Annotated in this window: 27 protein-coding genes, 1 tRNA gene and 2 riboswitches; of the genes, 18 read left to right on the forward strand and 10 right to left on the reverse strand. The window is 58.8% G+C overall.

The features are described 5' to 3' along the window. Positions 1–3: 3 nt before the first annotated feature. Positions 4–699 (forward strand): response regulator, encoded by a 696-nt coding sequence (locus tag BN1135_RS07625; protein ID WP_042020115.1) that lies wholly within the window; start codon positions 4–6, stop codon positions 697–699. A 76-nt stretch (positions 700–775) separates the two neighbouring features. Here BN1135_RS07625 and BN1135_RS07630 read toward each other — a convergent pair whose 3' ends face one another. Then, positions 776–1,675: a DMT family transporter gene (locus BN1135_RS07630; RefSeq protein WP_042020116.1), complete on the reverse strand. Its 900-nt coding sequence runs from the start codon at positions 1,673–1,675 to the stop codon at positions 776–778. Between the two features lie 233 nt (positions 1,676–1,908). Here BN1135_RS07630 and BN1135_RS07635 point away from each other — a divergent pair, with 233 nt between their 5' ends. The 12 genes from BN1135_RS07635 (at position 1,909) to BN1135_RS07690 (ending at position 12,670) form a co-directional block, all read left to right on the forward strand. Continuing rightward, positions 1,909–2,745 carry a helix-turn-helix transcriptional regulator gene (locus BN1135_RS07635; protein ID WP_042020118.1) on the forward strand — a complete coding sequence of 279 codons (837 nt, stop codon included), beginning with the start codon at positions 1,909–1,911 and terminating at the stop codon, positions 2,743–2,745. A 129-nt stretch (positions 2,746–2,874) separates the two neighbouring features. Beyond that, complete coding sequence (locus BN1135_RS07640; protein ID WP_042020119.1) at positions 2,875–4,155, forward strand: GGDEF domain-containing protein; 1,281 nt, start codon at positions 2,875–2,877, stop codon at positions 4,153–4,155. A 56-nt stretch (positions 4,156–4,211) separates the two neighbouring features. Next, positions 4,212–4,625 carry a VOC family protein gene (locus BN1135_RS07645; RefSeq protein ID WP_042020120.1) on the forward strand — a complete coding sequence of 138 codons (414 nt, stop codon included), beginning with the start codon at positions 4,212–4,214 and terminating at the stop codon, positions 4,623–4,625. A gap of 102 nt (positions 4,626–4,727) precedes the next feature. Continuing rightward, positions 4,728–5,417 (forward strand): phosphate regulon transcriptional regulator PhoB, encoded by a 690-nt coding sequence (gene phoB, locus BN1135_RS07650; protein ID WP_042020121.1) that lies wholly within the window; start codon positions 4,728–4,730, stop codon positions 5,415–5,417. 8 nt (positions 5,418–5,425) lie between these two features. After that, positions 5,426–6,733, forward strand: a complete 1,308-nt coding sequence (gene phoR / locus BN1135_RS07655) for a phosphate regulon sensor histidine kinase PhoR (RefSeq protein ID WP_042020122.1) — start codon at positions 5,426–5,428, stop codon at positions 6,731–6,733. Positions 6,734–7,075: 342 nt separating this feature from the next. Continuing rightward, the gene (locus BN1135_RS07660) at positions 7,076–8,050 is read left to right on the forward strand and encodes a PstS family phosphate ABC transporter substrate-binding protein (RefSeq protein WP_042020124.1); all 975 of its coding nucleotides are present in this window, start codon (positions 7,076–7,078) and stop codon (positions 8,048–8,050) included. 181 nt (positions 8,051–8,231) lie between these two features. Then, positions 8,232–9,038, forward strand: coding sequence for a M48 family metallopeptidase (locus BN1135_RS07665; RefSeq protein ID WP_042020125.1), 807 nt, complete (start codon positions 8,232–8,234; stop codon positions 9,036–9,038). Then, complete coding sequence (locus BN1135_RS07670) at positions 9,026–9,532, forward strand: GNAT family N-acetyltransferase (protein WP_042020126.1); 507 nt, start codon at positions 9,026–9,028, stop codon at positions 9,530–9,532. Before BN1135_RS07665 ends, BN1135_RS07670 begins: the two co-directional genes overlap by 13 nt. 107 nt (positions 9,533–9,639) lie before the next feature. Beyond that, on the forward strand, positions 9,640–10,542 hold the full coding sequence (locus tag BN1135_RS07675) for an ROK family protein (protein ID WP_042020127.1): 903 nt from the start codon (positions 9,640–9,642) through the stop codon (positions 10,540–10,542). 41 nt (positions 10,543–10,583) lie between these two features. Next, positions 10,584–11,303 (forward strand): copper homeostasis protein CutC, encoded by a 720-nt coding sequence (locus BN1135_RS07680; RefSeq protein WP_042020129.1) that lies wholly within the window; start codon positions 10,584–10,586, stop codon positions 11,301–11,303. 255 nt (positions 11,304–11,558) lie between these two features. Then, on the forward strand, positions 11,559–12,170 hold the full coding sequence (locus BN1135_RS07685; RefSeq protein WP_042020130.1) for a BamJ family beta-barrel-assembly machinery protein: 612 nt from the start codon (positions 11,559–11,561) through the stop codon (positions 12,168–12,170). A gap of 188 nt (positions 12,171–12,358) precedes the next feature. Further along, entirely contained in the window at positions 12,359–12,670 is a 312-nt protein-coding gene (locus BN1135_RS07690; protein WP_042020132.1) for a DUF2845 domain-containing protein, read from the forward strand. A gap of 52 nt (positions 12,671–12,722) precedes the next feature. On the opposite strand, the gene BN1135_RS07695 is transcribed toward BN1135_RS07690, so the two are convergent. Beyond that, the gene (locus BN1135_RS07695; RefSeq protein ID WP_042020133.1) at positions 12,723–12,941 is read right to left on the reverse strand and encodes a DUF1107 family protein; all 219 of its coding nucleotides are present in this window, start codon (positions 12,939–12,941) and stop codon (positions 12,723–12,725) included. 204 nt (positions 12,942–13,145) lie between these two features. On the opposite strand from BN1135_RS07695, the gene yfcD reads away from it, so the two are divergent. Beyond that, positions 13,146–13,628 (forward strand): NUDIX hydrolase YfcD, encoded by a 483-nt coding sequence (yfcD, locus tag BN1135_RS07700; protein WP_042020134.1) that lies wholly within the window; start codon positions 13,146–13,148, stop codon positions 13,626–13,628. A 91-nt stretch (positions 13,629–13,719) separates the two neighbouring features. Here yfcD and BN1135_RS07705 read toward each other — a convergent pair whose 3' ends face one another. Next, positions 13,720–14,646, reverse strand: coding sequence for a phenylacetate--CoA ligase family protein (locus tag BN1135_RS07705; RefSeq protein ID WP_042020135.1), 927 nt, complete (start codon positions 14,644–14,646; stop codon positions 13,720–13,722). Positions 14,647–14,801: 155 nt separating this feature from the next. Between BN1135_RS07705 and BN1135_RS07710 the strand changes: the two genes are divergently transcribed. Both BN1135_RS07710 and BN1135_RS07715 read left to right on the forward strand, forming a co-directional pair. Beyond that, positions 14,802–15,275, forward strand: a complete 474-nt coding sequence (locus BN1135_RS07710; RefSeq protein ID WP_042020136.1) for a peroxiredoxin — start codon at positions 14,802–14,804, stop codon at positions 15,273–15,275. 126 nt (positions 15,276–15,401) lie between these two features. Beyond that, the gene (locus BN1135_RS07715) at positions 15,402–16,370 is read left to right on the forward strand and encodes a calcium/sodium antiporter (RefSeq protein ID WP_042020137.1); all 969 of its coding nucleotides are present in this window, start codon (positions 15,402–15,404) and stop codon (positions 16,368–16,370) included. Between the two features lie 88 nt (positions 16,371–16,458). Here the strand turns inward: BN1135_RS07715 and BN1135_RS07720 are convergent, their stop codons facing one another. Then, complete coding sequence (locus tag BN1135_RS07720) at positions 16,459–17,640, reverse strand: type III PLP-dependent enzyme (protein WP_042020138.1); 1,182 nt, start codon at positions 17,638–17,640, stop codon at positions 16,459–16,461. Between the two features lie 422 nt (positions 17,641–18,062). Beyond that, positions 18,063–18,142: riboswitch (glycine riboswitch) on the forward strand. A 5-nt stretch (positions 18,143–18,147) separates the two neighbouring features. Then, positions 18,148–18,263: riboswitch (glycine riboswitch) on the forward strand. Positions 18,264–18,527: 264 nt separating this feature from the next. Here BN1135_RS07720 and BN1135_RS07725 point away from each other — a divergent pair. After that, the gene (locus BN1135_RS07725) at positions 18,528–19,904 is read left to right on the forward strand and encodes an alanine/glycine:cation symporter family protein (protein WP_042020139.1); all 1,377 of its coding nucleotides are present in this window, start codon (positions 18,528–18,530) and stop codon (positions 19,902–19,904) included. A gap of 134 nt (positions 19,905–20,038) precedes the next feature. On the opposite strand, the gene BN1135_RS07730 is transcribed toward BN1135_RS07725, so the two are convergent. Together BN1135_RS07730 and BN1135_RS07735 are read right to left on the reverse strand one after the other, a co-directional pair. Next, positions 20,039–20,755, reverse strand: coding sequence for a lipoyl protein ligase domain-containing protein (locus BN1135_RS07730; RefSeq protein WP_042020140.1), 717 nt, complete (start codon positions 20,753–20,755; stop codon positions 20,039–20,041). 295 nt (positions 20,756–21,050) lie between these two features. Then, positions 21,051–21,707: a Bax inhibitor-1/YccA family protein gene (locus BN1135_RS07735; protein WP_042020141.1), complete on the reverse strand. Its 657-nt coding sequence runs from the start codon at positions 21,705–21,707 to the stop codon at positions 21,051–21,053. 209 nt (positions 21,708–21,916) lie between these two features. Here BN1135_RS07735 and BN1135_RS07740 point away from each other — a divergent pair. Next, positions 21,917–22,004, forward strand: a tRNA-Ser gene (locus BN1135_RS07740). Between the two features lie 102 nt (positions 22,005–22,106). On the opposite strand, the gene ulaR is transcribed toward BN1135_RS07740, so the two are convergent. From ulaR to ulaG, 4 genes are all read right to left on the reverse strand, one after another. Continuing rightward, positions 22,107–22,877: an HTH-type transcriptional regulator UlaR gene (gene ulaR / locus BN1135_RS07745; protein WP_042020142.1), complete on the reverse strand. Its 771-nt coding sequence runs from the start codon at positions 22,875–22,877 to the stop codon at positions 22,107–22,109. A 97-nt stretch (positions 22,878–22,974) separates the two neighbouring features. Further along, complete coding sequence (locus BN1135_RS07750) at positions 22,975–23,847, reverse strand: L-ribulose-5-phosphate 3-epimerase (protein WP_042020143.1); 873 nt, start codon at positions 23,845–23,847, stop codon at positions 22,975–22,977. Positions 23,848–23,861: 14 nt separating this feature from the next. Further along, positions 23,862–24,686, reverse strand: a complete 825-nt coding sequence (locus tag BN1135_RS07755; protein ID WP_042020145.1) for a Cof-type HAD-IIB family hydrolase — start codon at positions 24,684–24,686, stop codon at positions 23,862–23,864. 110 nt (positions 24,687–24,796) lie between these two features. Further along, complete coding sequence (gene ulaG / locus BN1135_RS07760) at positions 24,797–25,864, reverse strand: L-ascorbate 6-phosphate lactonase (protein ID WP_042020146.1); 1,068 nt, start codon at positions 25,862–25,864, stop codon at positions 24,797–24,799. Positions 25,865–26,363 lie beyond the last annotated feature (499 nt).

Genomic DNA, 26,363 nt, shown 5'->3' on the forward strand with positions numbered 1-26,363 from the left:
GCCATGGACCCAATAATCACGCTTGTTATTGAAGATGATGATCGGATCGGTGCCATCTTGGCAGAGCTGGTGGCGGCTACGTCAGGCTTCGCGCTGCTGGGCCGGGCCGGTACTTTGGCCCAGGCCGATGCCATGATGGCCGGTGCTGTGCCCCAACTGCTGCTGGTGGATGTCTCCCTGCCCGATGGCTCCGGCCTAGAGTGGGTGAGCCGTCTGCGCAGCCACAACCGCGAAGCCTACGTCATCATGGTGACCGCCTCGCGGGATGTGGAGACCATCCAGCAGGCCCTCAATCTGGGGGTTCATGACTACGTCATCAAGCCATTGCGGCTGTTTCGCATCCAGCAGAGTCTGGACGAGATCCTGCAACTGCACCGCAAGCTGGGTGAGCGGGGTCGGCTGGAGCAGGAAGATCTCGACAAGCTGTTGGGCAAAGGTGGCCGCTCCCAGCCCAAGGAGGTTCGTATCACCCCCAAGGGGATCGACAGCATCACCTTGCGTCAGGTGCTGGATCTGCTGGCCGGTGAACCGGACAACGTCTTCTCCACCGACACTGTGGCGCTGCGGCTGTCCCTCAGCCGCACCACGGCGCGCCGTTATCTGGAGTATCTGGAGTCGGAAGATCGGGTGGATGTGGATCTCAACTACGGTCAGCGGGGTCGGCCGGAGCGGCGCTACCGCTGGCGCCGAGCGGGTTGAGGTGCCCACTGGCAAGCATTGCAGAAACAACAAGGGAGCCATTGGCTCCCTTGTTGTTTCTTGATGACGAGCGGTATCAGGTCGCGTTGCTTTCGGCCAGTGGCGTACGTCTCTTCAGCTGGGAGGCCATCACCCCACCCAGGATGAGGCCGCCACCCAGCAGGTGATAGCCGTGGATTGGCTCCCCCAGACTGATGACGGCGATGAGCGCCGTACAGAGCGGCAGCAGGTTCATAAAGACCGAGGTACGGGCGGCCCCGAGGCAGACGATGGCGCGCATCCAGCAATAGGGGGGGATCAGGGAGGAGATCAGCCCGGCAAACAGCACCAGACCCCACCCTTCGGCAGGCACCGCCAGCGAGTCGGCGCAGAGGGCGACCGGGATCAGCAGCAATACCGCCAACAGGATCTGCATATAGAGGTTGAGCCAAGGGCCGAACGGCAGATGCCAGCGGCGAACCAGCAGACCATAGAGGGCATAGCTGACAGAGCCCAGCAACATCATGCCATCCCCCGGATTGATGCCATCGTGCAACAGCGCCAGCGGCTGGCCCTTGCTCAGCAGCCAGAATACCCCGAACAGGGAGATGAGCATGCCAGCCAGTGCCTGCTTGCCGGGGTGCTGGCTAAAGAACATGGCACCCAACAGCAGGGTCAGCATCGGGATGAGCGAGCCGATCACCCCCATGTTGGTGGCCGAGGTGCTGTGGGCGGCGTAATAGGCCAGACACTGGAACAGCACCATGCCGAGCGCAGCCAGCACCAGCAGCTTGCCAAACCAGGGGCGGATTTCGTGGCGGCGACGCCACAACTGGGGCAGGCAGAATGGCGTCAGCGCCAGGGCGGCGATCAGCCAGCGGTAGAAAGAGATGGCGGCCGGGTCGATGACACTGGCGGCAGCCTTGGAAACCACAGTATTGGTAGCCCAAATCAGTACCGCCATCAGCGGAAAGAGAAGGGGGGAAAAGACTCGCATTCAATGCTCCTTATTATCAGGAGGCCAAGTCTACTATTGTCTTTATATTATCAAGTAGCGTAAAACAGACAGATGACCCAGCAGAAAAGACAACTCTTTCTGATACTGCTTATCCCGACTCAATGGCGTTGGTTTCACCCGAATCTTGTTGTTGCCACTTATCTCGTCCAGACGCCATGCCCGATGGTCGCGGCATCGATGACTCTCCTCCCTCTCGCTGACAAGGAGTGCTGATGGCAACCCATCACTATCAGCCGGTAGATATCGATCTGCCCGCCCCCAATCCGCTCTATTTCAGCTATCAACAGGTGCTGGCCGACAGCGCGACCGTGCTGCACTCCCACCCTTGGGGCCAGCTCAATATGATCAGTCTGGGGATCATGGAGATAGTGCTGGGGGAGCAGCGGCTGGTGGCGCCAGCCGACTACCTGATCTGGGTGCCGGCGGATCTCGATCACACCTCCTACAACGAGCAGGCCCTCGATTACACCTCCATCTACGTCAGCCACCAGCTGGCGGCCAAGCTGCCGCCAGAGCCAAGACTGCTGTTGCTCACACCGTTAATCCGGGCCCTGCTGGCCGATTTTTGTGAACGCAAGATAGGCCATATGGCGGATGCATGGGATCAGCATCAGGCCGAGTTACTGGTAGAAAAACTGACCCGTACCCGCAGTCAGGAGAATTACCTGCCGATGAGTCAGGACAAGCTGCTGGCCCCCATGCTGGCAGCGCTGCACAGCGATCCTGCCGATCCCCGCACCCTGGCGCAGTGGGCCGGGCAACTGCACACCACCGAGCGTACCCTGGCACGGCGTTGCCTGCGGGAGCTGGGGATGAGCTTTGGTCAGTGGCGGTCGCGCTTGCGACTGCTCAAGGCGCTGGCCTGGCTCAAGGGAGACATGCCCATTCAGGAGATCAGCTGGCGGCTCGGTTACGGCTCTACCTCGGCCTTTATCGCCATGTTCAACCGGGAGTTGGGGTGCTCGCCGCAACGTTATCGCCTGCAGTCGGCAGAGCGGGGGGGCGCCATGGTGGGAAAAGGTGACGATGATCTGCGCACACCTCGATAAGTGACCTGTTTCTTGTCGTGCCAGGGGTTATCATAGCGTTTTGTTATCGCCTGCCATGATGGGCTCGCAGATGAATGGTTCTGCCCGAGTCAGTGGCCTGCGTTTCCATATTGACGCGATGGGGTCAGCATGATCGCTTCCAGTTCCCGTTTTGCCGAGTCGCTGTTCTGGTATCTGCTGGCGTTGACCGGCTGCTCCATCCTGCTGTTCGAGTTCGGCCCCGAAAGAGTGCTAGATATGAAGGGATGGCCGCTCTCCGTTACCGTACAGCAGGCGGCGGATGCTGCGCCGGGGTCGGTGCGTGACCACCCCTCGGCGGATGGTAACCCCGGGGTTGAGTGCATTCTGGCAGCCAGTCCGGACAGTTATCCCAGTTGCGGCTTGGTCCTCACCCTGACGTCGCGTGAGCAGGGGATTAATCTCGCCCGTTTTGACATGCTCCATATTCGTTTGAGCGTGACAGGAGAAGGGGCGCAGGATTGGCGCTTCTATCTGCGCAACTACAATCCGGTGTTCGGCAAGATGGATAACCCGTTGCAACCCAAGTTCAACGAAATCATCTTTCGCCCGGCCGATTACGGCAAGGCTCATGAGGTGCCGCTGGATGTATTCACCCCGGCGACCTGGTGGATCAAGCAATTCAATGTGCCGCTGCAACAGCAGGGGGCGAATCTGACTCGGGTCTATGCCATCGAGGTGGTAGCGGGTTCAGAGATGCCGCCCGGTAAACACGGGGTGGTGATCGAGGAGCTGCAATTTCATGGACCCTGGCTCGATGCCACCCTCTTTTATCGGTTGATCCTGCTGGTCTGGTTTCTCTATGGCTGTGCGGTCTTTGTCATCCATCACCTCTCGATGACCCGGCGCTTGCAGCATGCCGATCAGATCCGAATGGAGGTGGAGGCCCTTAACCTCACCCTGAGCGAAGAGAGTCGCAGATCCCGTGAGGCTGCCTGTTATGATCCGCTTACCGGTGCCCTCAACCGGTTGGGGGGTGAACGACTGCTGGCCGAGATAGGTGAGCTGGCTTGCGCTGTTATCTATATCGATGTGGATCACTTCAAGCAGATCAACGATACCCATGGCCATCCGGTGGGGGATGAAGTGCTCAAGCATCTGGTCAGCGAGATCCTGCTGCAGTGCGATCCGCTCTGCCATCTGGTGCGTTGGGGTGGGGAGGAGTTCGTGTTGCTCTGCCTCCATTACGACGAACTGCGAGCCTGTGCGCTGGCCGAGCGGCTGCGTGCCAAGCTGGAGGCTGATCCTCACTGGCCGTCGGCCTTGCTGGTGACCGCCTCGTTCGGTGTGGCCGAGCGTGAGGGGGATCCGCTGGAGCTGTTGCTCAAGCGTGCCGACGAGGCGCTCTATCAGGCCAAAAAGCGGGGTCGCAACCGGGTGGAAGTGAACTGACCGCAGTACTATCGCGCCGCCAACCGCCGAACAACCAATGAATGTAAGAGAGCAAGATGACAAGACAATCGATCGGGGCGCTGACCCTGCTGGTGGCCGACTATGACCAGGCCATCGGCTTTTTTACCGAAGGGCTCGGCTTTGAGCTGCTGGAAGATACCCGCCTTGATGAGCCGGGCAAACCGGGCAAGCGCTGGGTGCGGGTTGCCCCCAAAGGCGCCCCCGGTTCAGCGCTGCTGCTGGCGCAAGCGGCCAATGCACAGCAGCAGGCCGCCATCGGTCAGCAGGGCGGGGGACGGGTCTTCCTGTTTCTCGAGACCGATGACTTCTGGGGGGATTACCAGCGGATGCAGGCGTACGGTGTTCATTTTTGTGAACAGCCCCGCGAAGAGCCCTACGGCACAGTGGTGGTGTTTGAGGATATAAGTGGCAACCGCTGGGACCTGCTGCAACGGGCTGCTGCCAACTGAACCTGAAAACCTTTATCATCCCGCCTGTCATAAAGTCATAAAAGTGTCACATAAAGTTCTAATAATTGGCGCACCCATCTTCACACAGGAGAGAGAAGGGATATGGCTAAGCGAATTCTGGTGGTCGAGGACGAAGCACCGATCCGCGAAATGCTCTGCTTTGTGCTGGAGCAAAAGGGATATGAGACGATTGAAGCGGAAGATTACGCCGATGGACTGGCGAAGGTGTGCGAACCTTACCCCGAACTCATCGTGCTGGACTGGATGATGCCGGGCGGCAGTGGCATCCAGTTTATCAAGCAGCTCAAGCAGGATGAGGTGACTCGCCAGATCCCGGTGGTGATGCTCACCGCCCGCGGTGAAGAGGAGGACAAGGTACGTGGTCTGGAGGCCGGTGCCGACGACTACATCACCAAGCCGTTCTCTCCCAAGGAGCTGACCGCTCGCCTCCATGCGGTGATGCGCCGCGTGTCGCCCACCTCGGTGGACGAGGTGATCGAGGTGCAGGGGCTGAAACTCGATCCTGTCTCCCACCGGGTCAGTGCCGAAGAGAAGGCGCTCGACATGGGGCCGACCGAATTCAAGCTGCTGCACTTCTTCATGACCCACCCCGAGCGGGTCTATAGCCGTGAGCAGCTGCTCAATAATGTCTGGGGTACCAATGTGTACGTCGAGGACAGAACCGTGGATGTGCATATTCGTCGCCTGCGCAAGGCGATTGAAGAGACAGGGCACGACAGATTGATCCAGACGGTGCGTGGAGCCGGATACCGCTTCTCAACCCGTCTCTAGGGGCAGTTATGTTGCAACCTTACGCCTGGCGGCGACAGTTGTGGCGGGTGGTGTTCTTCTATACGCCGTTCGCATTGGTTGGCTGGTTGATTGATCACCTTCCGCTCTGCTTGCTGGTAGCCGCTGTGCTTCATCTGGGCTGGCACTATCGCTTCCAGAAGCGGCTATCTGACTGGCTGTGGCACGATCGCAGCCTGGTGCCCCCCAGCGGCAGTGGCAGCTGGGAGTACATCTTCAACGGTATTTACAAGTTGCAGCAGCGTCACCGCGCCCGGCGCCGCGAGCTGGCGGGGTTGATCCGCCGCTTTCGGGAGGGAGCCGAGGCCTTGCCCGATGCCGCCGTGGTGTTTCGCACCGACGGCAGCATCCTCTGGTGCAACCGGTTGGCGGAGCAGCTGCTCGGTTTTCGCTGGCCGGAGGATTCTGGTCAGCATATCGGCAACCTCATTCGCAATCCGGCGTTTAACGCCTATCTGGGCAAGGGGGCGTATGACGAGCCGCTGGAGATGCACTCCCCGATTAACGAGGAGAAGTTTCTCGAGTTTCGGATCATGCCCTACGCCTCGGATCAGGCGATGTTGGTGGTGCGGGATGTCACCCGTTTGCGCAGCCTCGAGAAGACTCGCAAACACTTCGTCTCCAACGTCTCCCATGAGTTGCGCACGCCGCTGACCGTGCTCAAGGGGTATTTGGAAATGACGGCGGAGATGGCCGAGGAACCACTCTCGCCCGCCATGTGGGCCAAGGCACACAGGGTGATGATGGAGCAGACCATCCGGATGGATAATCTGGTCAATCAGCTGCTGATGTTGTCGCGCATCGAGGCCGCGCCCACCGTGGATCTCTCCCATCTGGTGGACATGCCCGCCATGTTGGGGCTGCTGGAGCAGGAGGCGCGGGCGCTGTCGGGGGATCGGGCCCACCAGATCGAATTTATGGTACAGCCTGACCTGTTGGTGCGCGGGGATCAGGAGCAGATGCGCAGTGCCGTCTCCAACCTGGTGTACAACGCCATTCACTACACCCCAGCGGGGCGCAAGATCACGGTGGAGTGGCGCAAGCAGGGGGCGATGGCGCTGTTTGCCGTGAGCGACGAGGGGGAGGGAATCGCCCCCGAGCATCTGGCGCGGCTGACTGAGCGGTTCTATCGGGTTGACAAGGCGCGCTCGCGCCACACCGGTGGCTCCGGGCTCGGCCTTGCCATCGTCAAGCACGCCCTCAGTCATCACGACTGCCAGCTCGATATCGAGAGCCGGGTCGGCCTTGGCAGCCGCTTCAGCTTTCTCATTCCTGGCCGTATGGTAGTGATTAAATAGTCTTTTATAGCAATGAGTTAGCTGCAACAAGAGGGCCACTGAACGTGGCCCTCTTTTCATTTGTTCGAATCTTTCGGTATGTCATTAAAGTGTCACATTAAATCCATAAATTTGTCACTGCCAGGTCAGATACTGGCGCCGTCTTAAGAGCAGACCTTCTGCCATGTTGGCCAGAAGAGCCTGAATGAAACGCAACGATCTGATTGACTGACTCAGTCGGGTTGACCATCACAAGACAGTGTTAATCGGCGCCATGTATTGGCAATAACCTTCTGTCATCTTTGATAGAGGGGACAGAATGAAACTCAAGGCAGTCGCCTTCTGTAACTTTGGAGAGATTGGATGAAACTCAACAAACTGGCTGGTGTAATCGGATTCACCGCAGCAACCCTGTTTTCTGTCAGCGCTCTGGCTGCCGGTGTGGATAAAGATCTGCCGGATTACACACCAACCAGCGGCATCTCGGGCAACCTGTCCTCTGTCGGGTCGGATACCCTGGCCAACATGATGACCTTTTGGGCCGAAGAATTTAAGCGTGTTTATCCCAACGTCAACGTGCAGATCCAGGCCGCCGGTTCTTCTACTGCGCCGACTGCTCTGACCGAAGGTGTTGCCCAGTTTGGCCCGATGAGCCGTGCCATGAAGGCCGGCGAAGAGGAAGCTTTCGAGAAGCGTTACGGCTACAAGCCGACCGCTATCCGCGTCGCGGTCGATGCGCTGGCGGTGTTCGTCAACAAGGACAACCCCATCAAGGGGCTGACCATGCAGCAGGTTGACGCTGTCTTCTCCAGCACTCTCAAGTGCGGCGAAGCCAAGGCAGCCACCAAGTGGTCTGATCTGGGTCTGGATGGCAACTGGTCTTCCAAGGATCTGCAACTGTTCGGTCGCAACTCGGTATCCGGCACCTACGGTTACTTCAAGGAGCACGCCCTGTGTAACGGCGACTTCAAGAGCGGCGTGAACGAGCAGCCGGGTTCTGCCTCCGTGGTGCAGTCAGTTTCTGCCTCCCTGAACGGTATCGGCTACTCCGGTATCGGCTATGTCACCTCCGGTGTGCGTGCAGTCCCGCTCTCCAAGGATGGCAAAACCTTCATTGAAGCAACCTCTGACAACGCCATCACCGGCAAGTATCCGCTCTCCCGCTTCCTGTACGTTTATGTGAACAAGCATCCGAACAAGCCCCTTGCCCCGATGGAGCAAGAGTTTGTCAAAATGATCCTCTCCAAGGCGGGTCAGAGCATAGTCGCCAAAGATGGCTATGTACCGGTGCCAGCCAAAGTGGTGCAGGCTGACCTGAAAAAGCTGGGCATCATCTAAGCGTCAGTTGCCTGCATGTTGTGATAAAGCGAGCCCCTAGCGGGCTCGTTTTGTTTTTGGCGATTATCAGTGTTGTTAATAGCGTGAGCTGGCGGTTTTTACACCAGACGGGGGCCGGTTCTCTTGCGTCGCAGGGCGGCATTTCCGAGAATAGGGCAACGTCACGGCAAAGGATCCCCTCATGATTGCGTCTCTCACCAAGTTTGGCCTGGTTGCCCTCTGCAGTTCTTTGCTGGTTGCCTGCGCCCAGTCACCCACCGGCCGCAGCCAGATGTTGCTCTACTCCCCTCAGCAGATGAGCCAGCTGGGCGCTGACTCCTTCGAGCAGATGAAGAAGCAGGAGAAGGTGAGCAAGGATGCCAAACTCAACGGCTATGTCTCTTGTGTCGCCAAGGCGGTGACCGCCCAGGTGCCTGCCAGCTATGGCATCACCAGCTGGGAAGTGGTGGTGTTTGACTCCAAGCAGGTCAACGCCTTCGCCCTGCCCGGCGGCAAGATCGGGGTCTACAGCGGCCTGCTCAAGGTGGCCAAGAATCAGGATCAACTCGCCACCGTTATTGGCCACGAGCTGACCCACGTGCTGGCCCAGCACTCCAACGAGCGGCTCTCTCGCAGCCAGCTGGCCGGTATCGGTCTGGCGGCAGCCGACATCGCCATGGGCACCAGCGAGTATCGCGGTGCCACCATGGCGGCGCTCGGCCTTGGGGTCGAGGTGGGGGTGATGCTTCCTTATGGCCGTACTCAGGAGAGCGAAGCCGACCGTTTGGGACTGGAGCTGATGGCCCGTGCCGGTTTTAACCCTGCAGAAGCCGTTCCCTTGTGGCAGAACATGAGTGCTGCTGCCGGTGGCAACGCGCCGCCACAGTTGCTTTCTACCCACCCCAGCAACGAGAACCGTATCGCGGAACTGCAGGCACAACAGGCGCAAGTGCAGCCGCTCTATGAGCAGGCCCGCGCCAACGGTCTGGTGCCCCAATGCAAGGCATAAGCTTGCGCATGGCGCGCAGTGAAGATGCCGCCGCCATGACGGTGATGCAGCGAGCCAGCTGGCTCGCGGCTTATGGTCAGGTGCTCGGCGCCGACATGCTGGAGCAGCTCGATGTCACCGCTCATCTGCAGATCTGGCAGGGCCGTCTGGCCGAGCCGGGCCCACGACCCATGCTGCTTTGCCTTGATGAGGTGGTGATCGGCCTGCTCTACTGGCAGCCGCTGCAGGAAGAGGGGCAGACCCGTGCCCTGATCCGCGCATTTTACCTTCACCCTGATCACTGGCGGCAAGGCTACGGCAAGCGGCTGTGGCAGACGGTGGCGATGCAGATGCGCCGCGCCGGTTGCAGTTGCGTCAAGTTGTGGCTGCTCGATGGTAACCACATTGGCGAGGGATTCTACCTGCGTCGCGGCTTCGTCTTTGGCGGCGAGGAGCGCACCCTGACAAGCCTTGGGCACGCCTGCCTGCAGCGACAAATGAGCCGTTTGCTCTGAACACTCTCCCGTTTTTCGCCCCCGGTCACTTTATTTTTTTTGCGAATTAATACAATGTCACCCCAGAACAGATCGGGATAAACACGGGCTGACAAGGGAGTGCTGGCATGTATTACGGCTTTGATATCGGTGGAACCAAGATCGCCTTCGCGGTCTATGACGGCGGGTTGAACCTCTGCCATGAAGAGCGAATGAGCACCCCCGGCAACGATTATGAGGGGTTGCAGCAGCTTATCCAGTCTCGGGTCGAGCAGGCAGATACCCGCTTCGGCGCCAAAGGCTCGGTTGGCATCGGTTTTCCAGGCATCATCAACAGTCATGACCACAGCATAGTGGCGGCCAATCTGCCCTCCATCAATGGTCGTCATCTGGGGGCTGACTTGGCGGAGCTGCTCGGGCGACCGGTCAAGGTTGAGAACGATGCCAACTGCTTCCTCTGGTCCGAAGTGCATCAGGGGGCTGCCGACGGTGCAGGCAGTGCGCTCGGTGTCACCATCGGTACCGGTATTGGCGGCGCCGTCTATCTGGCGGGCACGCTGATCCAGGGCCGTAACTGGCTGGCTGGCGAGATTGGCCACTACCCCTTGCCCGCCACCATGCTGATGAAGTACCCCGAATTGCCCCGTCCCCGTTGCGGCTGCGGCCGTCTGGTCTGTTTTGAAACCTATGCATCCGGCACCGGTCTGGAGCGTCTCTATCACCATTTCCATGGCCAGCGCGCCACGGGTCACCAGATTGTGGGACGCTTCGAGGCAAATGAGCCCCATGCGGTCGCAACCATCGACTGCTGGCTGGAGATCATGGCTGCCGGACTTGCCACCGCTATCTCGGTGATTGATCCCGAGGTGGTGGTGTTGGGGGGCGGCCTGAGTGGTCTGCCTGCCCTCTATGAACAGTTGCCGCTGCGCCTGCCGGGCCATTTGTTGCCCGGTGTTGCCCTGCCCGAGATCCGCCAGGCCCGCTTTGGCGGCGCCGGTGGTGTGCGTGGCGCAGCCTTGCTCAATCTATGAGATCAGATGTGGGGTCTGATCTCCCCGAAAAAGGAGTCCTCATGACCCGTCTTGAAATCTGTATCGACAACCTGGAATCCCTCTTTACCGCCCAGCAATCCGGGGCGGATCGCATCGAGCTCTGTTCTGCGCTGGGGCTGGGTGGCCTGACCCCCTCTTATGGCTTTATGCAGCTGGCCGCCCGCCACGCCAGCGTGCCGGTTTACGCCATGATCCGCCCACGCGCCGGGGATTTTTGCTTCAACGACGGCGAGTTCGAGATGATGCTGCTGGATATCGCGGCGGCGCGCGCTGCCGGCCTGCAAGGGGTAGTGGTCGGGTTGCTGGATGAGGAGGGGCGGGTGCCTGCCGCCAAGCTCAAACTGCTGGTGGATGCAGCCGGTCCGTTGGGAGTCACCTTCCATCGCGCCATCGACCTATCCTCCGACTGGCGACTGGATCTGGAGACCATAGTCGCTGCCGGTTGCGAACGCATTTTGAGCTCGGGCCATGCACCGACCGCGCTGGCGGGGCTGGAAACCCTGCAGGTGATGCAGCAGGCGCTGGCGGGGCGCGCCAGCCTGATGCCGGGGGCCGGGGTCAATGCCGACAACGTGCGTACCATCATCGAGTTCACCGGAGTAAGCGAAGTGCATATGTCCGGCATGGGCTGGCGCGGTGGCATGGTGCCTCACGGTGTAAACATGGGCACCTCGGATGACGGTCGGGTCAATATCACCGATGGCGCCAAAGTGGCTGCGGTACGCGCTCTACTGAAGTAAGGCGTGAGGAAAGCTGCGTGGTGGCATGGTGTCCCTCCGTACGGGGTCAATATCACTGACGGTGGTAAAGTTGCTGCAGTCAGAGCCTTGCTGGATCGCGGTTAAGCAGATCGCCGCCGTTGGGCGGCGTTCATCCGCTTCTTGTGTGAAGTTCCTCCCACTGACGGGGAAATCAGGGGCGTCCCCGGCAGCACCCCGGCTAAAAGTCTGATATTATCCCGCCTCTTTACTACATGGATCTGGAGCAACATCTCAATGTCCCAATACGACTCTATCGAACAGAAGGCCAGCTATGGCATCGGCCGCAACATGGGTGAGCAACTGGCGCAGCAAGCGTTCGCCGGTCTGGATATCCCAGCTCTGCAACAAGGTCTGGCAGATGCGCTCAATGGTCTGGAGTTCGCGGTCAGCCGTGACGATGTCAATGATGCCTTTCAGGTGATCACCGCGCGCATGCAGGAAGAGCAAGAAGCCGTTGCCAAGGCCGCTGCTGCCGATGGCGAAGCCTTCCTGGCTGACAACGCCAAGCGCGGCGAAGTGAAGGTGACCGACTCCGGTCTGCAGTACGAAGTAATGGTTGAGGGCAACGGTGCTGTACCGGTAGCCGGTCAGTCTGTTCGTGTGCACTACCACGGTACCTTCACCCACGGTGGCGTATTCGACAGCTCAGTCGCCCGTGGCCAGCCAGCTGAATTCCCGGTAACCGGCGTGATCGCTGGTTGGGTTGAAGCGCTGCAGCTGATGCCGGTTGGTTCCAAGTGGAAGCTCTACATCCCCCACGATCTGGCCTACGGTGCCCGTGGCGCTGGTTCCATCCCGCCCTACTCTGCACTGGTATTTGAAGTCGAGCTGCTGGACATCCTGTGATCCTGCTAGTTTGATGCAAACGGCGACCTTCGGGTCGCCGTTTGTTTTAGTGCAGCCCGATAGACAGCCGGTGTCGTGACCACCATGCTGCGAGAGCTCGGGGGAGCGCTATTTTGCACCATTGACCGGTTTTTTCAGCAACAGGAACAGGCATACTGCGACTCATTGGACAGGATAAGGGGTACCCGATGAACAAGATGAAGAACGTGGCGGCACTCACCCTGCTGCTGTTAAGCATTCCGGCCAGTGCCGATGCCATGCGTTGCAAAAACGCCCTTATCACCGAAGGGGATACCACCGCCGAGATGTTGCTCAAGTGCGGTGAGCCGATGCTGCGCGAAGAGCTCAACCGCAATGAAGAGAACCAGTTTGGCAACCTGGTGCAGGTCAGATATGGCGAGCGCTGGACCTACAACTTCGGCAAGAACGAGTTCATGCGCTTTGTGACGGTGCGCAACGGCATGATTACCGACATCGAAAACGGCCCGCGCGGCGACTAGCCGGCGGGCAAAGCATGGATGCACAACAGACAGTAGGGCAAGACCCTTTGACTCACATGTCCGGCAACAGCTCGTTGTGACCAAGCTGGCTGACGGCCTGATTGATCTGGCGAGCCAGCCTTAGCCGCTGGCGACAGGTCAAGCCATGGAGGCTGATCCTGCCCGCGTTGAATTCAAATGTCCCCAGCGACTCGATGGCAAAATAGCCTCGGTGAAAGCTCTTGATGTAGCGAGCGATCTGCCGTGGGGATAACTGCTTGAACACCTTCATCACAAGTTCCCTGATTGCCTGGACAGGGCACACTATGGTGTCACTTGATGACACTGAGATGACGCTTTATAAAGATTTGCATGAATCCTCACTCTGGCGATGGGAGCCAGAAAAAGAGCCGCCCCGGCAGAAAAAGTAGTGCCATGACAAAGGGCTGCACCGATATACTGCGGGCTTGAATGGAACGAACAAAAGGGTCTGCGCGTGGAATGGGTTGATGTGGTGGACGGGAATAACCGGGTGATTGGCGTGGCCGAGCGAGCCAAGGTGCGGCGGGAGAATCTCTGCCATCGCGCCAGCTATATTCTGGTGCTCGACGACGCGGATCGGATCCTGGTGCAGCGGCGCACCCTCAGCAAGGATTTCTGCCCCGGCATGCTGGATGCCTGCGCCGGTGGTGTGGTCACGACCGGTGAGGAGATGGAGCTCTCCGCCCGGCGCGAGCTGGCCGAGGAGCTGGGGATTATGGATGTTCCCCTGCAGGGCTTTGGCAGCTTTTATGCCGAAGGGGAGGGCTACCGGGTCTGGGGCGGCCTCTTCAGTTGCCGCTATCAGGGACCGCTGCAACTGCAGGCCGAAGAGGTGAGCGCGGTGCACTGGATGAGCCTGGCCGAGATTGCCGAGCGCGCCACCGAGTTTACCCCTGACTCCCTGCTCGCCATCGCCACCTGGCAGGCGAGGCGCTGACCAACTTCAGACATTCTCCTCGCCAGAGACAAGACGGGCAGCCTGATGGCTGCCCGTTTGCATTTTTGCATTTGTGCATCTCTGTGGGTTGCTACACCAGCTTGAGGCGTCGGTTGGTGCGCCCGCAAGCGCTCGGCTTGGCGAGCCAGTGCCCTTGCCAGTCGGTGAGCAGCCGCAGCAGGGGATACTCCAGATCGAGCCTAGTCACCACCAGTTGGCCGATTTCGTCGCCGCTCACCGGTTCGCCGCTGGCGGGATCGACTATCTCGACGATACAACTCTCGTTGACGATAAAGCCCTGACCGGGCTGGCTCTCATAGGCCACCACCCCAATATCTTGCCACACCAGACAGTTGAGGGCCGCAATGCCGTGAATGGCGCGCAGTGGCGCGGTTTCAGGATGGGTGGCTTCGCACAGCAGGGCGCGGCGCAATGAGTCGGTCGGGATCTCCGCCGCCTCGGCAGCCTCCAGCAGGTCGAGCAGGGTCACCAGCGGGCCGACATAGCCGGTGGGTTGATAGCGCAGCAGCGCCTCCAGTTGGTGCTGGGTATCGTGGGGCCCGCACGGTACCACAGGGGCCCCCAGCTGGCGGGCACCGTTATCGAAGATAAAGGCCGTAGGGCCAGCGTGATAGTCGTGGCCGTTGAGCATCACCTCCCCCGCCTTGAAACCGGCGGCAAACAGCGCCCGGGCGGCGCCCCACCAGTCCGCCCCGGCATACTCGGGGATGGCCAGCTGGCCCGGACAGGAGAAGACCCGCAGCGCCTGACTGGCTGGCCGACCGGTGAGACCGGCGAAGGGGGGATGAGCCTGCTGGGCGGCAAACAGCTCTTTGCTATCGAGCAGCGGGAGGGTGGCCAGCTCAGCCAGATCCTCGAGGCGGCACTGGCGGTAGGCGCTGGAGTAACCGGCGCAGTATTGACTGACATGGGTAAGCTGATGATTGAGCTGGTCCAGTTGTTGCTGTTCGCGCATGGTGGGGGGACGAATTTCCAGACCATCGTAGTAGTGTTGCATGGGGCCTCCTGGCGCCGTGAAACCTGCTCAAGAGTAGTCTGCCCAAGGGAAAAATGCCTGCCGCCATCTGTGGCCCTGCTCCGTGTACCGGTTAGGCGACGTCATCACGCTGGGATAAACTGGCCACTTTCCACCACGACTCAGGACGAGAACCCATGATTGCTGTAGGACAACCCCTGCCTGCGGGCGAATTTACCTTTATCACCGCCGAGGGCAAGCAGCTGCGGGATAGCCACACGCTGTTTGCCGGTAAAAAAGTGGTGCTGTTTGCGGTACCCGGCGCTTTTACTCCCACCTGCTCCAATGCTCATCTGCCGGGTTACGTGGTGCTGGTTGATCAGTTCATGGCCAAAGGGGTGGATGCCATCTGTTGCCTCTCGGTCAACGACGCCTTTGTGATGCGGGCTTGGCAAGTGGCCCAGAATGCCGAGGCGATCACCGTGCTGGCGGATGGCGATGGCAGCTGGACCCAGGCACTGGGTCTTGCCAAGGATACCGGCGCCTTCGGCGGCATCCGCGCCCAGCGCTTTGCGTTGATTGCCAACGATGGCGTGGTCGAGCAGCTGTTTGTGGAGGCGCCCGGCAAGTTTGAGGTTTCCGATGCGGCGAGCCTGCTGGCTGCGCTATGAAATGTTAATCACGGTTTGATTTCCTCTTGAAATGGGAGGTTTGCCCGTTACACTTGACCACCTTTGATGGCAGAGCCAGGCCCCGAGTCTGGCTCTGCTATTTTCTGGCGATGGGATGGAGAGATTATGACCCTGGCTTTTGTTGCCCTGATTGCCGGACTGGCGCTGCTGGTCTGGAGTGCAGACAAGTTTGTCGATGGCGCTGCGGCGACCGCCCGTTATGCGGGTATGCCGCCGCTGCTGATCGGTATGGTGATCATCGGTTTTGGCACCTCGGCCCCCGAGATGGTGGTCTCGGCACTGGCCGCCTCCCAGGGTAATCCCGGGTTAGCGCTGGGTAATGCCTATGGTTCCAACATCACCAATATCGCCTTGATCCTGGGTCTGACTGCCCTGATTAGCCCGATCGCGGTCGCCTCTCAGGTGGTGCGCAAGGAGATCCCTATCCTGCTCGGCATTACCCTGCTCTCCGGCGCCCTGCTGCTCGATGGTCATTTGGGCCGGATGGATGCGGCCATTCTGGGTGTGGCGTTTGTTGGTCTGATGGGCTGGTCAATCTGGGCTGGCATGAGGGGCAAGGGAGATGCGCTGGATACCGAGACCGCCGAGGATATCGAGAGCGAGGGGATGTCCCTCAAGCGCGCCATTCTCTGGCTCATTGTCGGGTTGGTGCTGCTGATCGGCGCCTCCCGTTTGCTGGTATGGGGCGCGGTGACCATCGCTCAGGCATTTGGCATCAGTGACCTGGTGATTGGTCTCACCATCGTCGCTATTGGTACTTCGCTGCCGGAGCTGGCGTCATCGCTGATCGCCATTCGCAAGAATGAGCACGACCTGGCGCTGGGCAACGTGATCGGTTCTAACCTGTTCAATACCCTGGCGGTGGTGGGGATTGCGGCGGGTATTCACCCCCTCGATGTGGCCCCGGAGGTGCTTACCCGTGACTGGACCGTCATGATGGGGCTGACCCTGTTGTTGCTGGTGATGTGTCTGGGCCGCAAGGGACAAGGCCGCATCAACCGGCTGGAGGGGGGCGTGCTGCTGAGCTGCTTCGTCGCCTACACCGGCTGGCTGCTGACCAGTCAGTTTATCTGACCGGTGCCGGTGAAATGAGAGAGGGGGAAGCTCAAGCTTCCCCCTCTTGTTTTTGCCCGGTGAGCGGTTTGGTTGCTGAGCCGTTCGCTCAGGCCACTGCCACCAGCTTCTGCCCCTTCTGGCTGCTGTCCAGAATGAGGATGCTCGCCTTGGGGAAGAAGTTGAAAGTCGAAGCCGATGCCCAGGTGTAGGCACCCATCACCTTGCCAATCACCAGTTCGCCGATGGCGAGATCCGGCAGCATGATGCCCTCGCGGATCACATCCACGCTGTCGCAGGTGGGGCCAGAGAGCACCGAATTGTGCTGATCGCCGTTGGCATAGGGGGTGCTCACCGGATAGGTGACGTGGTCATAGAGCTGGCCGTTGTAGCTGCCGTAGAGGCCGTCATCCAGGTAGTACCAGATCTTGTCGCCGCGGTGGGCTTTGCCCATCACGCTGGCCACCGAAGTCATGGCCGGTGCGCTGATGAAGCGGCCCGGTTCGGCAATCTTCTGTACGGTGGCGGGCAGCTTGGCCAGCGCCTCGCGGATCGGCGCGCAGAAGCCGTCGATGTCGAACTCGCCCCCCTCATAGTCGACCGGGAAACCGCCGCCGATATCCAGCACCCAGGGCTTGAGCCCGAGATCCCAAGCCTGCTCCATGATCTCACGGCAGGCATCGATAGCCTGTACATGGCGTCGTGAGTGGGGCACCTGGGAGCCGACGTGGAACGACAGCCCCATCACCTTGAGGCCCTTGGCGTGGGCCAGTTGCAGCAGCGGCAGCGCCTGCTCTGGGGTGCAGCCGAACTTTTTGGAGAGATCGACCTTGGTCTCCGGGTTCGGGAAGCTGACCCGCAGCAGCAGTTTCACTTCGTCCTTGTAGGGAATGAACTTCTCCAGCTCCAGCGGGTTATCGTAGACAAACACCGTGCAGCCGAACTCCAGCGCATAACGGATATCGCTGTCGCGTTTGATGGGATGGGTATGAATGCAACGTCCCGGGCGAACTCCCTGACTGCGCACCAGATCCACTTCGCCATTGGTGGCCAGGTCGAAACAGGCCCCCTCTTCCTTCAATACCGCGACCACTGCCTCGTGGGGCAGGGGTTTGAGTGCATAGTGCAATCGTACATCGGGCAGGGCGGCGGCCAGCGCCCGATACTGTTTGCGGACAGCTGCCTTGTCGAGCAGCAGCAGGGGGGAGCCGAATTGTTCAACCAGCTGACGGTAATCTTGTGCGACTACATCTTTTGCAACCACATCTTTTGCAACCAGAGTCTCGTTCATTCTCTTTTGGTCATCCTTAGGGGGCGTGATATGCCCAAGCCATATGCGATTGAACCGGCGACGGCCGGGTCAGGCGAGCGGTCCGGTGGGACCAACCGAACACAGTGCATAAATTGATGGCAAAGTGCTTGGTTATGCGCCGGATTATCGGCTTATTGATTCTGTGTGCAAGCATTTTGATTGGATATGTTGGCAAGATTTTCTTGGCGAAACGAGAGAGAGCACGATTCTCTATCCGGCAGGATTCCCATTCGGGCCACGCATTACTCATTTATCTTTAACTTATTGATAATTAACTAATGTTTAACATTTTTGCTGGTGCTCAGCCTGCCGCTTAAAAAATCCCAGTGAGGGTTTTCAAGTGCGAGACAGCTCACATTTTTTGGATTAACATGCCCGCTTCCTAATCCAAACTAGTTCGGATGAAGGTAGCAGGAGAGCGATGGGGGACCATCCACCGAAGAAGTAAATCTTTCAGGTACCGGGCAACCGGTGTGGACTGCTACTGGACGATACTCTGGAGAGACCCGTTAGATCGGGCGCCGAAGGAGCAAGGCACCATGACTACCCGCAAGGGCAGGCTGGTGTCGGAAACTCTCAGGCAAAAGGACAGAGGGGATGGGATGGTTGTACCTGAGCTTGGAACTGTTCACGATCTGTCACGAGAGGTCGTCAGCAAGGTAAATAGCAGCGCAGGAACCGGAGTGTATGTGAATACATGAGCCTCTCGGTCCCACATAAGTGAGCTGCACATGAGCCTTGATCACGGCCTCGCAGTAAGAGTGTGAACACGTTCTTGGCCCGCATCCGATCGCCTCTGGCCGATCGCGACACCTATGGGAAGATCATCCTTCTCCTCCTTAATTTTTGTTTTTTAAGGAGGATGCATGTCATCAATTCAATCGGCGTTAACCGCCATCGATAGCTTTATCTGGGGTCCGCCCCTGCTGATCCTGCTGGTCGGGACCGGTATCTATCTCACCCTGCGTCTGGGTCTGCTTCAGGTGGTGCGCTTGCCGCTCGCTCTGCGACTGGTCTTTGGCCGCGATCAGGGCCAGGGCAAGCAGGGGGATGTCTCTAGCTTCGGCGCCCTGTGCACCGCCCTCTCTGCCACCATTGGTACCGGCAACATCGTCGGGGTTGCCACCGCCATCAAGCTGGGTGGCCCGGGAGCCCTGTTCTGGATGTGGATGGCGGCGCTGTTCGGCATGGCCACCAAGTACGCCGAGTGCCTGCTGGCAGTCAAATACCGCGAACAGGATGCCAACGGCCAGATGGCTGGCGGCCCCATGTACTATCTGGAGAAGGGGTTGGGTTCCAAGCCGCTCGCCAAGCTGTTTGCCCTGTTTGGCATCGGCGTGGCCTTCTTCGGGATCGGTACCTTCCCGCAGGTCAATGCCATCTCCGACGCCATGAGCCTCTCCTTCTCGGTGCCCCGTGAAGCGACTGCCGTGGTGCTGACCCTGATCGTGGCGCTGGTGACCCTGGGGGGCATCCAGTCCATCTCCAGCGTGTCGAGCAAGGTGGTCCCCTTCATGGCCATCTTCTACATCGTCGCCTGTCTGGGCGTGCTGGTGAACAACGCCAGTGCTCTGCCCGATGCCGTCATGCTGGTGATCGAGAGCGCCTTTAGCGGCCATGCGGCGACCGGCGGCTTCGTCGGCGCCAGCATCATGCTGGCGATCCAGTCCGGGGTGGCACGCGGGGTCTTCTCCAACGAGTCGGGGCTGGGCTCTGCGCCCATCGCGGCGGCGGCGGCCAAGACTGACTCCTGCGTGGAGCAGGGGCTGGTCTCCATGACCGGTACCTTTATCGACACCATCATCATCTGCACCATGACCGGCCTGACTCTGGTAGTGACTGGGGTATGGGGTGGTGATTTGAGCGGTGCCGCCATGACCAGCGCCGCCTTTGCGCAAGGACTGGATGCTCATATTGGCCAGTATCTGGTGAGCATTGGCCTCTTGTTCTTCGCCTTTACCACCATCCTGGGCTGGAACTACTACGGCGAGCGCTGCACCGAGTACCTGTTCGGGGTGAAGGCGATCAAGCCCTACCGCGTCATCTATCTGGCGCTGGTGGCGAGCGGCGCCTTCCTCCATCTGGATATGATTTGGTTGCTGGCCGATATCGTTAACGGCCTGATGGCGGTGCCCAACCTTATCGGCCTGATTGGCCTGCGCCATGTGGTGATTGCCGAGACCCGCGCCTACTTTGGTCGGGATCTGGATGGCGAAGCTGAACCGGAGCCGCAGACCGCCTGAGTTGGTTGTGCTGTTGCGGGATTTGATCCGCGATATGAGCCTTAAGAAATCAAAGCCACGACCTGATGTCGTGGCTTTTTTGTGCGCTGCGCTATTTCCATGGACGGGCGTGTTCCCTCTCCTCTGGGAGAGGGTCAGGGTGAGGGGGATCGCCCCTCGCTCAACAGGCTATCCAGACGTGCTCGTACCTTGTCCACCAACGCCTGGTCGCCACCGCGCCAGCGAATGCAGCTTGCCAGCGTGGTGGAGGTTCCCGTCATAAAGCGCAGTTCGCCGCCCGCCAACTCGTAGAAGCGGCTCGCCATCTTGGTTCCCTCATCCACATCCCCAGCCACCAGCAGCATGGCTTGCGCCAGCACGGCGCCCTGGTGATCCTGCCCCGGCGCCAGCCAGCGCTGGGCGGTGCCGGTGATTTTGCGCCCCCCGATCACCAGATTGTACTGACCGTCGCAAAAGGAGCCGGGCACGAAGTCATAGCTTCCCGCAAGGCCGTACTCCGCCAGCAGGGTCAGCAGCGGCGCCCCCAGCAGCCGGTAGTAGTGGGCGAGATCGGTGGTGGTGCGAGGCAGCAGTAAGGAGAGGTTGAGAATGCCCGCCCCGTGGGGCACGGCGGTGCCGCCGCTGTCGCGCACATGTACCGGCCAGCCTTCATCTGCAAGTTGCTGGCAGGCGGCTTCGTAATGGGGGAGCCGGGTATCCTTGCGGGTGACAATCAGGCATTGGGGGGCTTGCCAAAGGTGAGCGCGGGGCTGGCCGTCGCGGGCACAGTCGCGCAGCCAGTGTTGCTCCTCAGCCAATATCTGGGCGGGGGTACAGGTGTTTGGGAGGGTGGGGAGCAGGGCATAGGGCATGGTGACATCCTCGGGCAAGCGCTGCCAGCACACTACCCGTGGCCGTTGGCAAGGTAAAGCCCGCCGCGTGCCTGTCTCTTGATCATCATTCGCGTTTAAGAGACAGGCTGGTGGGCAGAACGGGCGATACAGCAACGTGCCCCGGTATGATGCAGACCACCTGGCTTGACCAAGAAAAGGGTGTTTGAACGGCGATCGGCCCTATCCCGAGCAATGCACTCGTGCAAAAAAAACTCCCCACCGATGGGGTGGGGAGTTGGGTATCAGCGACAGCGCCGAAGCGGGGTTGCTCTGATTAGTTGCGGTTGCCGCCAAGCAGGCTCAGCAAGCTCAGGAAGATATTGTAGATGGAGACATACAGGGTGACGGTCGCAGAGATGTAGTTGGTCTCGCCACCGCGCACGATCTGCTGGGTAGTCAGCAGGATGGCACCAGAGGAGAACAGCATGAACATGGCGGACAGAGCCAGGCTCAGGGCGCTCATCTGCAGGAAGATGTTGGCAACCATGGCCACCAGCAGCACCCAGAAACCGACGAACAGCATGCCGCCGATAAAGGAGAGGTCACGCTTGGTAGTCAGGGCATAGGCCGACAGACCGAAGAAGGTGAGCGCGGTACCGCCAAGGGCGGTCATCACGATCTCGCCACCACCATTGTTCATGTACATGTTGATGATCGGGCCCAGGCTGTAGCCCATCAGACCGGTCAGGGCGAAGGTGAATACCAGACCCATGCCGTTATTCTGGTTTTTCTGAGTCAGGAACATCAAACCGTAGACGCCGATCAGGAATACGGCCCAGTGCAGCGGCGGCATGTTCATCACAGTAGCGACCCCTGCCACTACGGCAGAGAAGCCCAGCGTGAGGGAGAGCAGCATATAGGTGTTACGCAGCACCTTGTTGGTATCACGTACGGCACTTTGGGTGCCAGTGAAGATAGAACGGGTATCCATCTTGGGTGTCCTCTTGATGTCCGGGTGAGGCGGCGAGCGGCCGTCTCGTGATCGCTGTTTGTTACCGCTTGTTATACGCATTGTATGTAGAACAAATAGGGATGACGAGGAACAATTTCAAGCCACCTGCCATTTTGCTCCCGCACACTATCCCACAGGAAATATGTATTGCATATGAACGGGCCATTGACGTAGTATGCACGCCGTTCGGAGGGGTGGCAGAGCGGCTGAATGCACCGGTCTTGAAAACCGGCGATGGGTGACCATCCGTGGGTTCAAATCCCACCTCCTCCGCCATATTAAGAGAAAACCCAAGCGATTCAATCGCTTGGGTTTTTTCGTATTTGCATTTTGGCGGGAGAGGCGTGGCGAATCATGCCTCTCCCGCTCCTCATGCGGTCACACCAGAATGACCTGCACGTCCTTGGCTTTGATCTGCTCGATCACTGCTTTATCCGCATCCTTGCCGGTGATCAGAATGTCGATCTTGCTGGCAGCGCAAAACAACATGCCTGCCCGTTGTCCCACCTTGCTGCTGTCGGCCAGTACCACCAGTCGGCCGACGTGGTTGAGCATCTTCTGCTCCGCCATGGCGGTCAGCATATCCATCTTGTAGAGACCATCTGCGGTGACACCCTTGCCGCTGGTAAACATCCAGTGCCCGGCATAGAGGGAGGAGATCTCGTCCTGCGGTGCCAGGGTGATGGATTGCGACTTGTTGTATTGACCCCCGATGATCACCACGCCGTCATGGTCATTCTCGATCAGGTAGTTGGCGAGTGGGAAGTAGTTGGTAATGACCTGAACATCCTGCCCGCAGATCTCCTGACCCAGCACGAAGGCGGTGGAGCCACAGTTGATGACCGCGCTTTCGCCGGGTTTGATCAGATCCGCAGCTGCTTGGGCGATCCGCACTTTTTCGCTGTGATTGTCGCTGTGATTGAGGTTTTCGTTGCTGTCGAGGGGAGACCAGTGGGCTTTTTTTACCTGCATCAAGGCTTCGGCCCCGTTGCGCACCTTGCGCAGTTTGCCGGTGTCATTGAGCTTGTTGATATCGCGGCGAGCCGTTGCCGGAGAGATATCAAAGGCTTGCATTATGCTGTTGACCGACAGATGACGTTTCTGATTGAGCAATTCCAAAATGGCGTTATGGCGATGTGCTTCTGTCATATCATGCCTAATGATGATTGAATCTGATTGGGTGGTGATTATATCGCGCATAAGTGTGGATGACAGCAACCTTGTTAACTCTTCTGATGACGGACGTTCAGGCGAGCGCCAGACCGGCTTGCTGGCCTAGCTCGACCAGTCGTGCCTTGGCCGTTTTCAGGTTGCTGGCCCACTGTGCATCCTTGGCCCACATCTCCAGCACCAGGGGCCCGTTGTAACCGATTTTTGCCAGGGTGTTGAAAATGGCGGCAAAGTCGACCTCTCCCTCGCCAATGACCAGATCACGGAACTGCCCGTTGCAATCGGCCGATACCTTGCGGGTGTCTTTGAGGTGGATCTGCACGATATGGTCTGCGCTCAATTGCAGCTCGGTGCAGGTGTCATAGTTCCAGCCGGTGATATTGCCGACATCCGGGTAGGCCATAAAGTAGGGGGAGGGGATCTGCTTTTTCAGCACCTCAAATTTGCTGAGGGAGTTGAGGTAGGGGGTATCCATGATCTCCACACCCAGCATGATGCCTGCCCGCTCTGCCATTTTGGCTGCCGCCTTCATCCCTGCCACGAAATGGTGGTGGGTCTGTTCGCTTTGGGGTTCGTAATAGACGTCATAGCCCGCCAGCTGGATGCAGCGAATGCCGAGCTTGTAGGCCAGATTGATCGCTTTTTCCATGATGATGGCCGCCTGCTCGCGGATGGCCGGATCCTGCGAACCAAACGGAAAGCGGCGATGGGCGCTCAGGCACATGGAGTGCAGCGGGAAGCTGTGCTGCTCGCACAGGTGTCTGAGCTGATAGATTTCGCTATCTGACCAATCCAGCCGCTGCAGTTTTTCATCTGACTCATCAATGGATATTTCGATGAAATCAAAGCCAAGCTCTTTGGCCGACAGAATTTTCTCTTGCCACTCCAGTTCGGAGGGCATGGCTTTTTCATAAAGGCCGAGGCGAAAGGCATGGTCAAAGTTATGCATACAAGCTCCTGCATTCAGATAGGGAAATAACGGTTCAATACCTCGAGGATCCCGTCCTCGTCGTTGCTCTCGCGGGTGACCCGGTTGGCCATCAGCTTGACCTCCGGCTCGGCATTGGCCATGGCGATGCCCATCCCCGCGAGACAGAGCATGGAGGTGTCGTTGTGGTTGTCGCCGATGGCGACCAGTCGTGCCGGGCTGATCCCTTGCTGTTCCAGATACTCCTGCAGTCGCGCCCCCTTGCTGTTGCCACAGCGGGCAAAATCAACCCGATTGGACCAGGACTGCTCGCCACTGAAGTGCTCGCGTACCCAGGGATGGTTTGAGAAAGCCTGAATGGCGGCGATCTCTCCCTCTGCCACGAATTTCCAGACATGGCTGCTGTTGGTCAGCTCCTCTTCAAACGAGTCAACAGTGGCCACCTGCGGCTGGATTGGCGGCGCAAAGCCGTTGGCCCACTGTTGCAACGCGGCCATGTAGCGCACCGGCTGATGAGCGGAGTAGACCATGCGGTCTGTGACATACATGACGAGGTTGAGCCGGTGCTCTCTTGCCAGCGCGATGAAGCGCTGTGCCAGCTGATGGGGAATGGCGTTCTCTGCCAGCACAGCGGGTTGGTCGTAGTCGTAAACGTAGGTGCCGTTGCAGCAGATGATGGGGGTGGTCAGGCCCAATTCGTGGTGATAGGGGTGGGCGGCCGTATGGTGTCTGCCGGTGACCAGCATGACGGTGGCCTGCTCCTTGATCCTCATGATGGCCTCTTTGACGGCCGGCATGATGGTGTGAGCACTGGTCAGGGTGGTGCCATCGAGATCGAGGGCCAGGGCGTGATAGCGCATCGTCTGATCTTCTTGTTATCCGGTGAGGGAGTGGGCAATAGAGGGGGTGATTGAGATGACGCCTTGCTGGCCCATCTCAATCACCATCCCTGGTATTACCCGACGTGTGCTTACAGGAAGGATTTGTAAGGCAGCTCCGGCTCGTCGATGAAGATGTCATCAAAGCCGCGCGGGTGCTGGTAGTGCAGCTTGCTCTGGTCGGTCGGGAAGGTGTACTTGCCACCGACTTGCCAGAAGAAGGGGCTGAAGCGGTAATCGAGGCGCTCTTTTTTCATGTTCCAGAGCACTTCGATCTCGCGGGGATCGCTTTGGAAGTTGGCCCAGATATCGTGGTGGAACGGGATCACCACCTTGGTATTAAGGGACTCTCCGGCCCGCAAGATGTCTGATGAGGTCATCTTGTCGGTTACGCCGCGCGGGTTCTCGCCATAAGAGAGCAGCGCCACATCGATCTGGTAGTCATTGCCGTGCTTGGCGTAGTAGTTGGAGTAGTGAGAGTCACCAGAGTGGTAAAGATTGCCGCCGGATGTCTTGACCAGATAGTTCACCGCCCGCTCGTCCATGCCATCCAGAATGCTCTTGTCGGTGGAGGAGATTCCTGCCGGCAGGGTGACCAGCGCGGTACGATCAAAGGCATCGAGTACCTGAATCACGATGTCACCCACCGGGATCTCGTCACCCACTCGCGCCACCACACAACGTTCGGCAGGCACACCCCAGCGCAACCAGAGGTCGACACAGGCCTGGGGGCCGATGAACTTCACATGATTCCCACAGTTCTGCAGCACTGCTGCCGCCACATTGACGTCGATATGGTCAGCATGATCATGGGTGGCCAACACCGCATCGATATCTTTAATCCCGAACGGATCGAGCACGAAAGGTGAGGTTCTCAGGTTGGGTTGCAGCTTGCGCACTCCCCCCATCCGCATCATCTGGTGCTGCTTGTTCATATAGGGATTGCCATGGGTTCTTTTACCCGTGCCGCACCAGAAGTCGATGGAGATGTTGGTATTGCCGGCAGACTTCAGCCAGATACCGGTGCAGCCCAGCCACCACATGGCGAAGGTGTCCGGTTTGACCTCTTCCTGCTCAATCTCTTCATTCAGCCAGGTGCCCCACTCGGGGAAGGTGCTGAGGATCCACGATTCACGGGTGATTTCTTCAATCTTGCTCATCTGACATACCTTTTCTGGTTTGGATGGTTCACGCAGTGGTGATTCATCGGGTGATGACATGGCCTGCATGGTTGCTAGCCAGTGATTCGTTTTGATTGGTTGTGACTATATTATTGCTGTTCGTGATTATCAATGATTCTCGTGATTGTTTTATGAGATTAATTGCGGGATATTACAATCAAGAGATGAGTATGATTTTAAGTGTTTGTATTTATAGGGTTTATTGGTTTTACGTGCATTGTTAGGTTTTTTTTGAATCCTTTTGTGCGGCTTGTTGTGTGCTTTTAACCGAAATTTCACATCCGGGTGATGGAAAAAAGAGATTCTCCCGACCTAGATCTTCATCACAATAAATCACAATGTGACCACGTATGATTATTTTAGATTCCACAGTGAGTGGTGACAGTTGAATCTGCTCGCGGGGCGTCAGGTAAAGCAATGCCCATATGAATGGTGAGATATCCGCACCAATCCAATAGCAATGAGTTGTCCTCATCTG

It is taken from the genome of Aeromonas sobria (assembly GCF_000820145.1).
GTDB classification, from domain to species: domain Bacteria; phylum Pseudomonadota; class Gammaproteobacteria; order Enterobacterales; family Aeromonadaceae; genus Aeromonas; species Aeromonas sobria.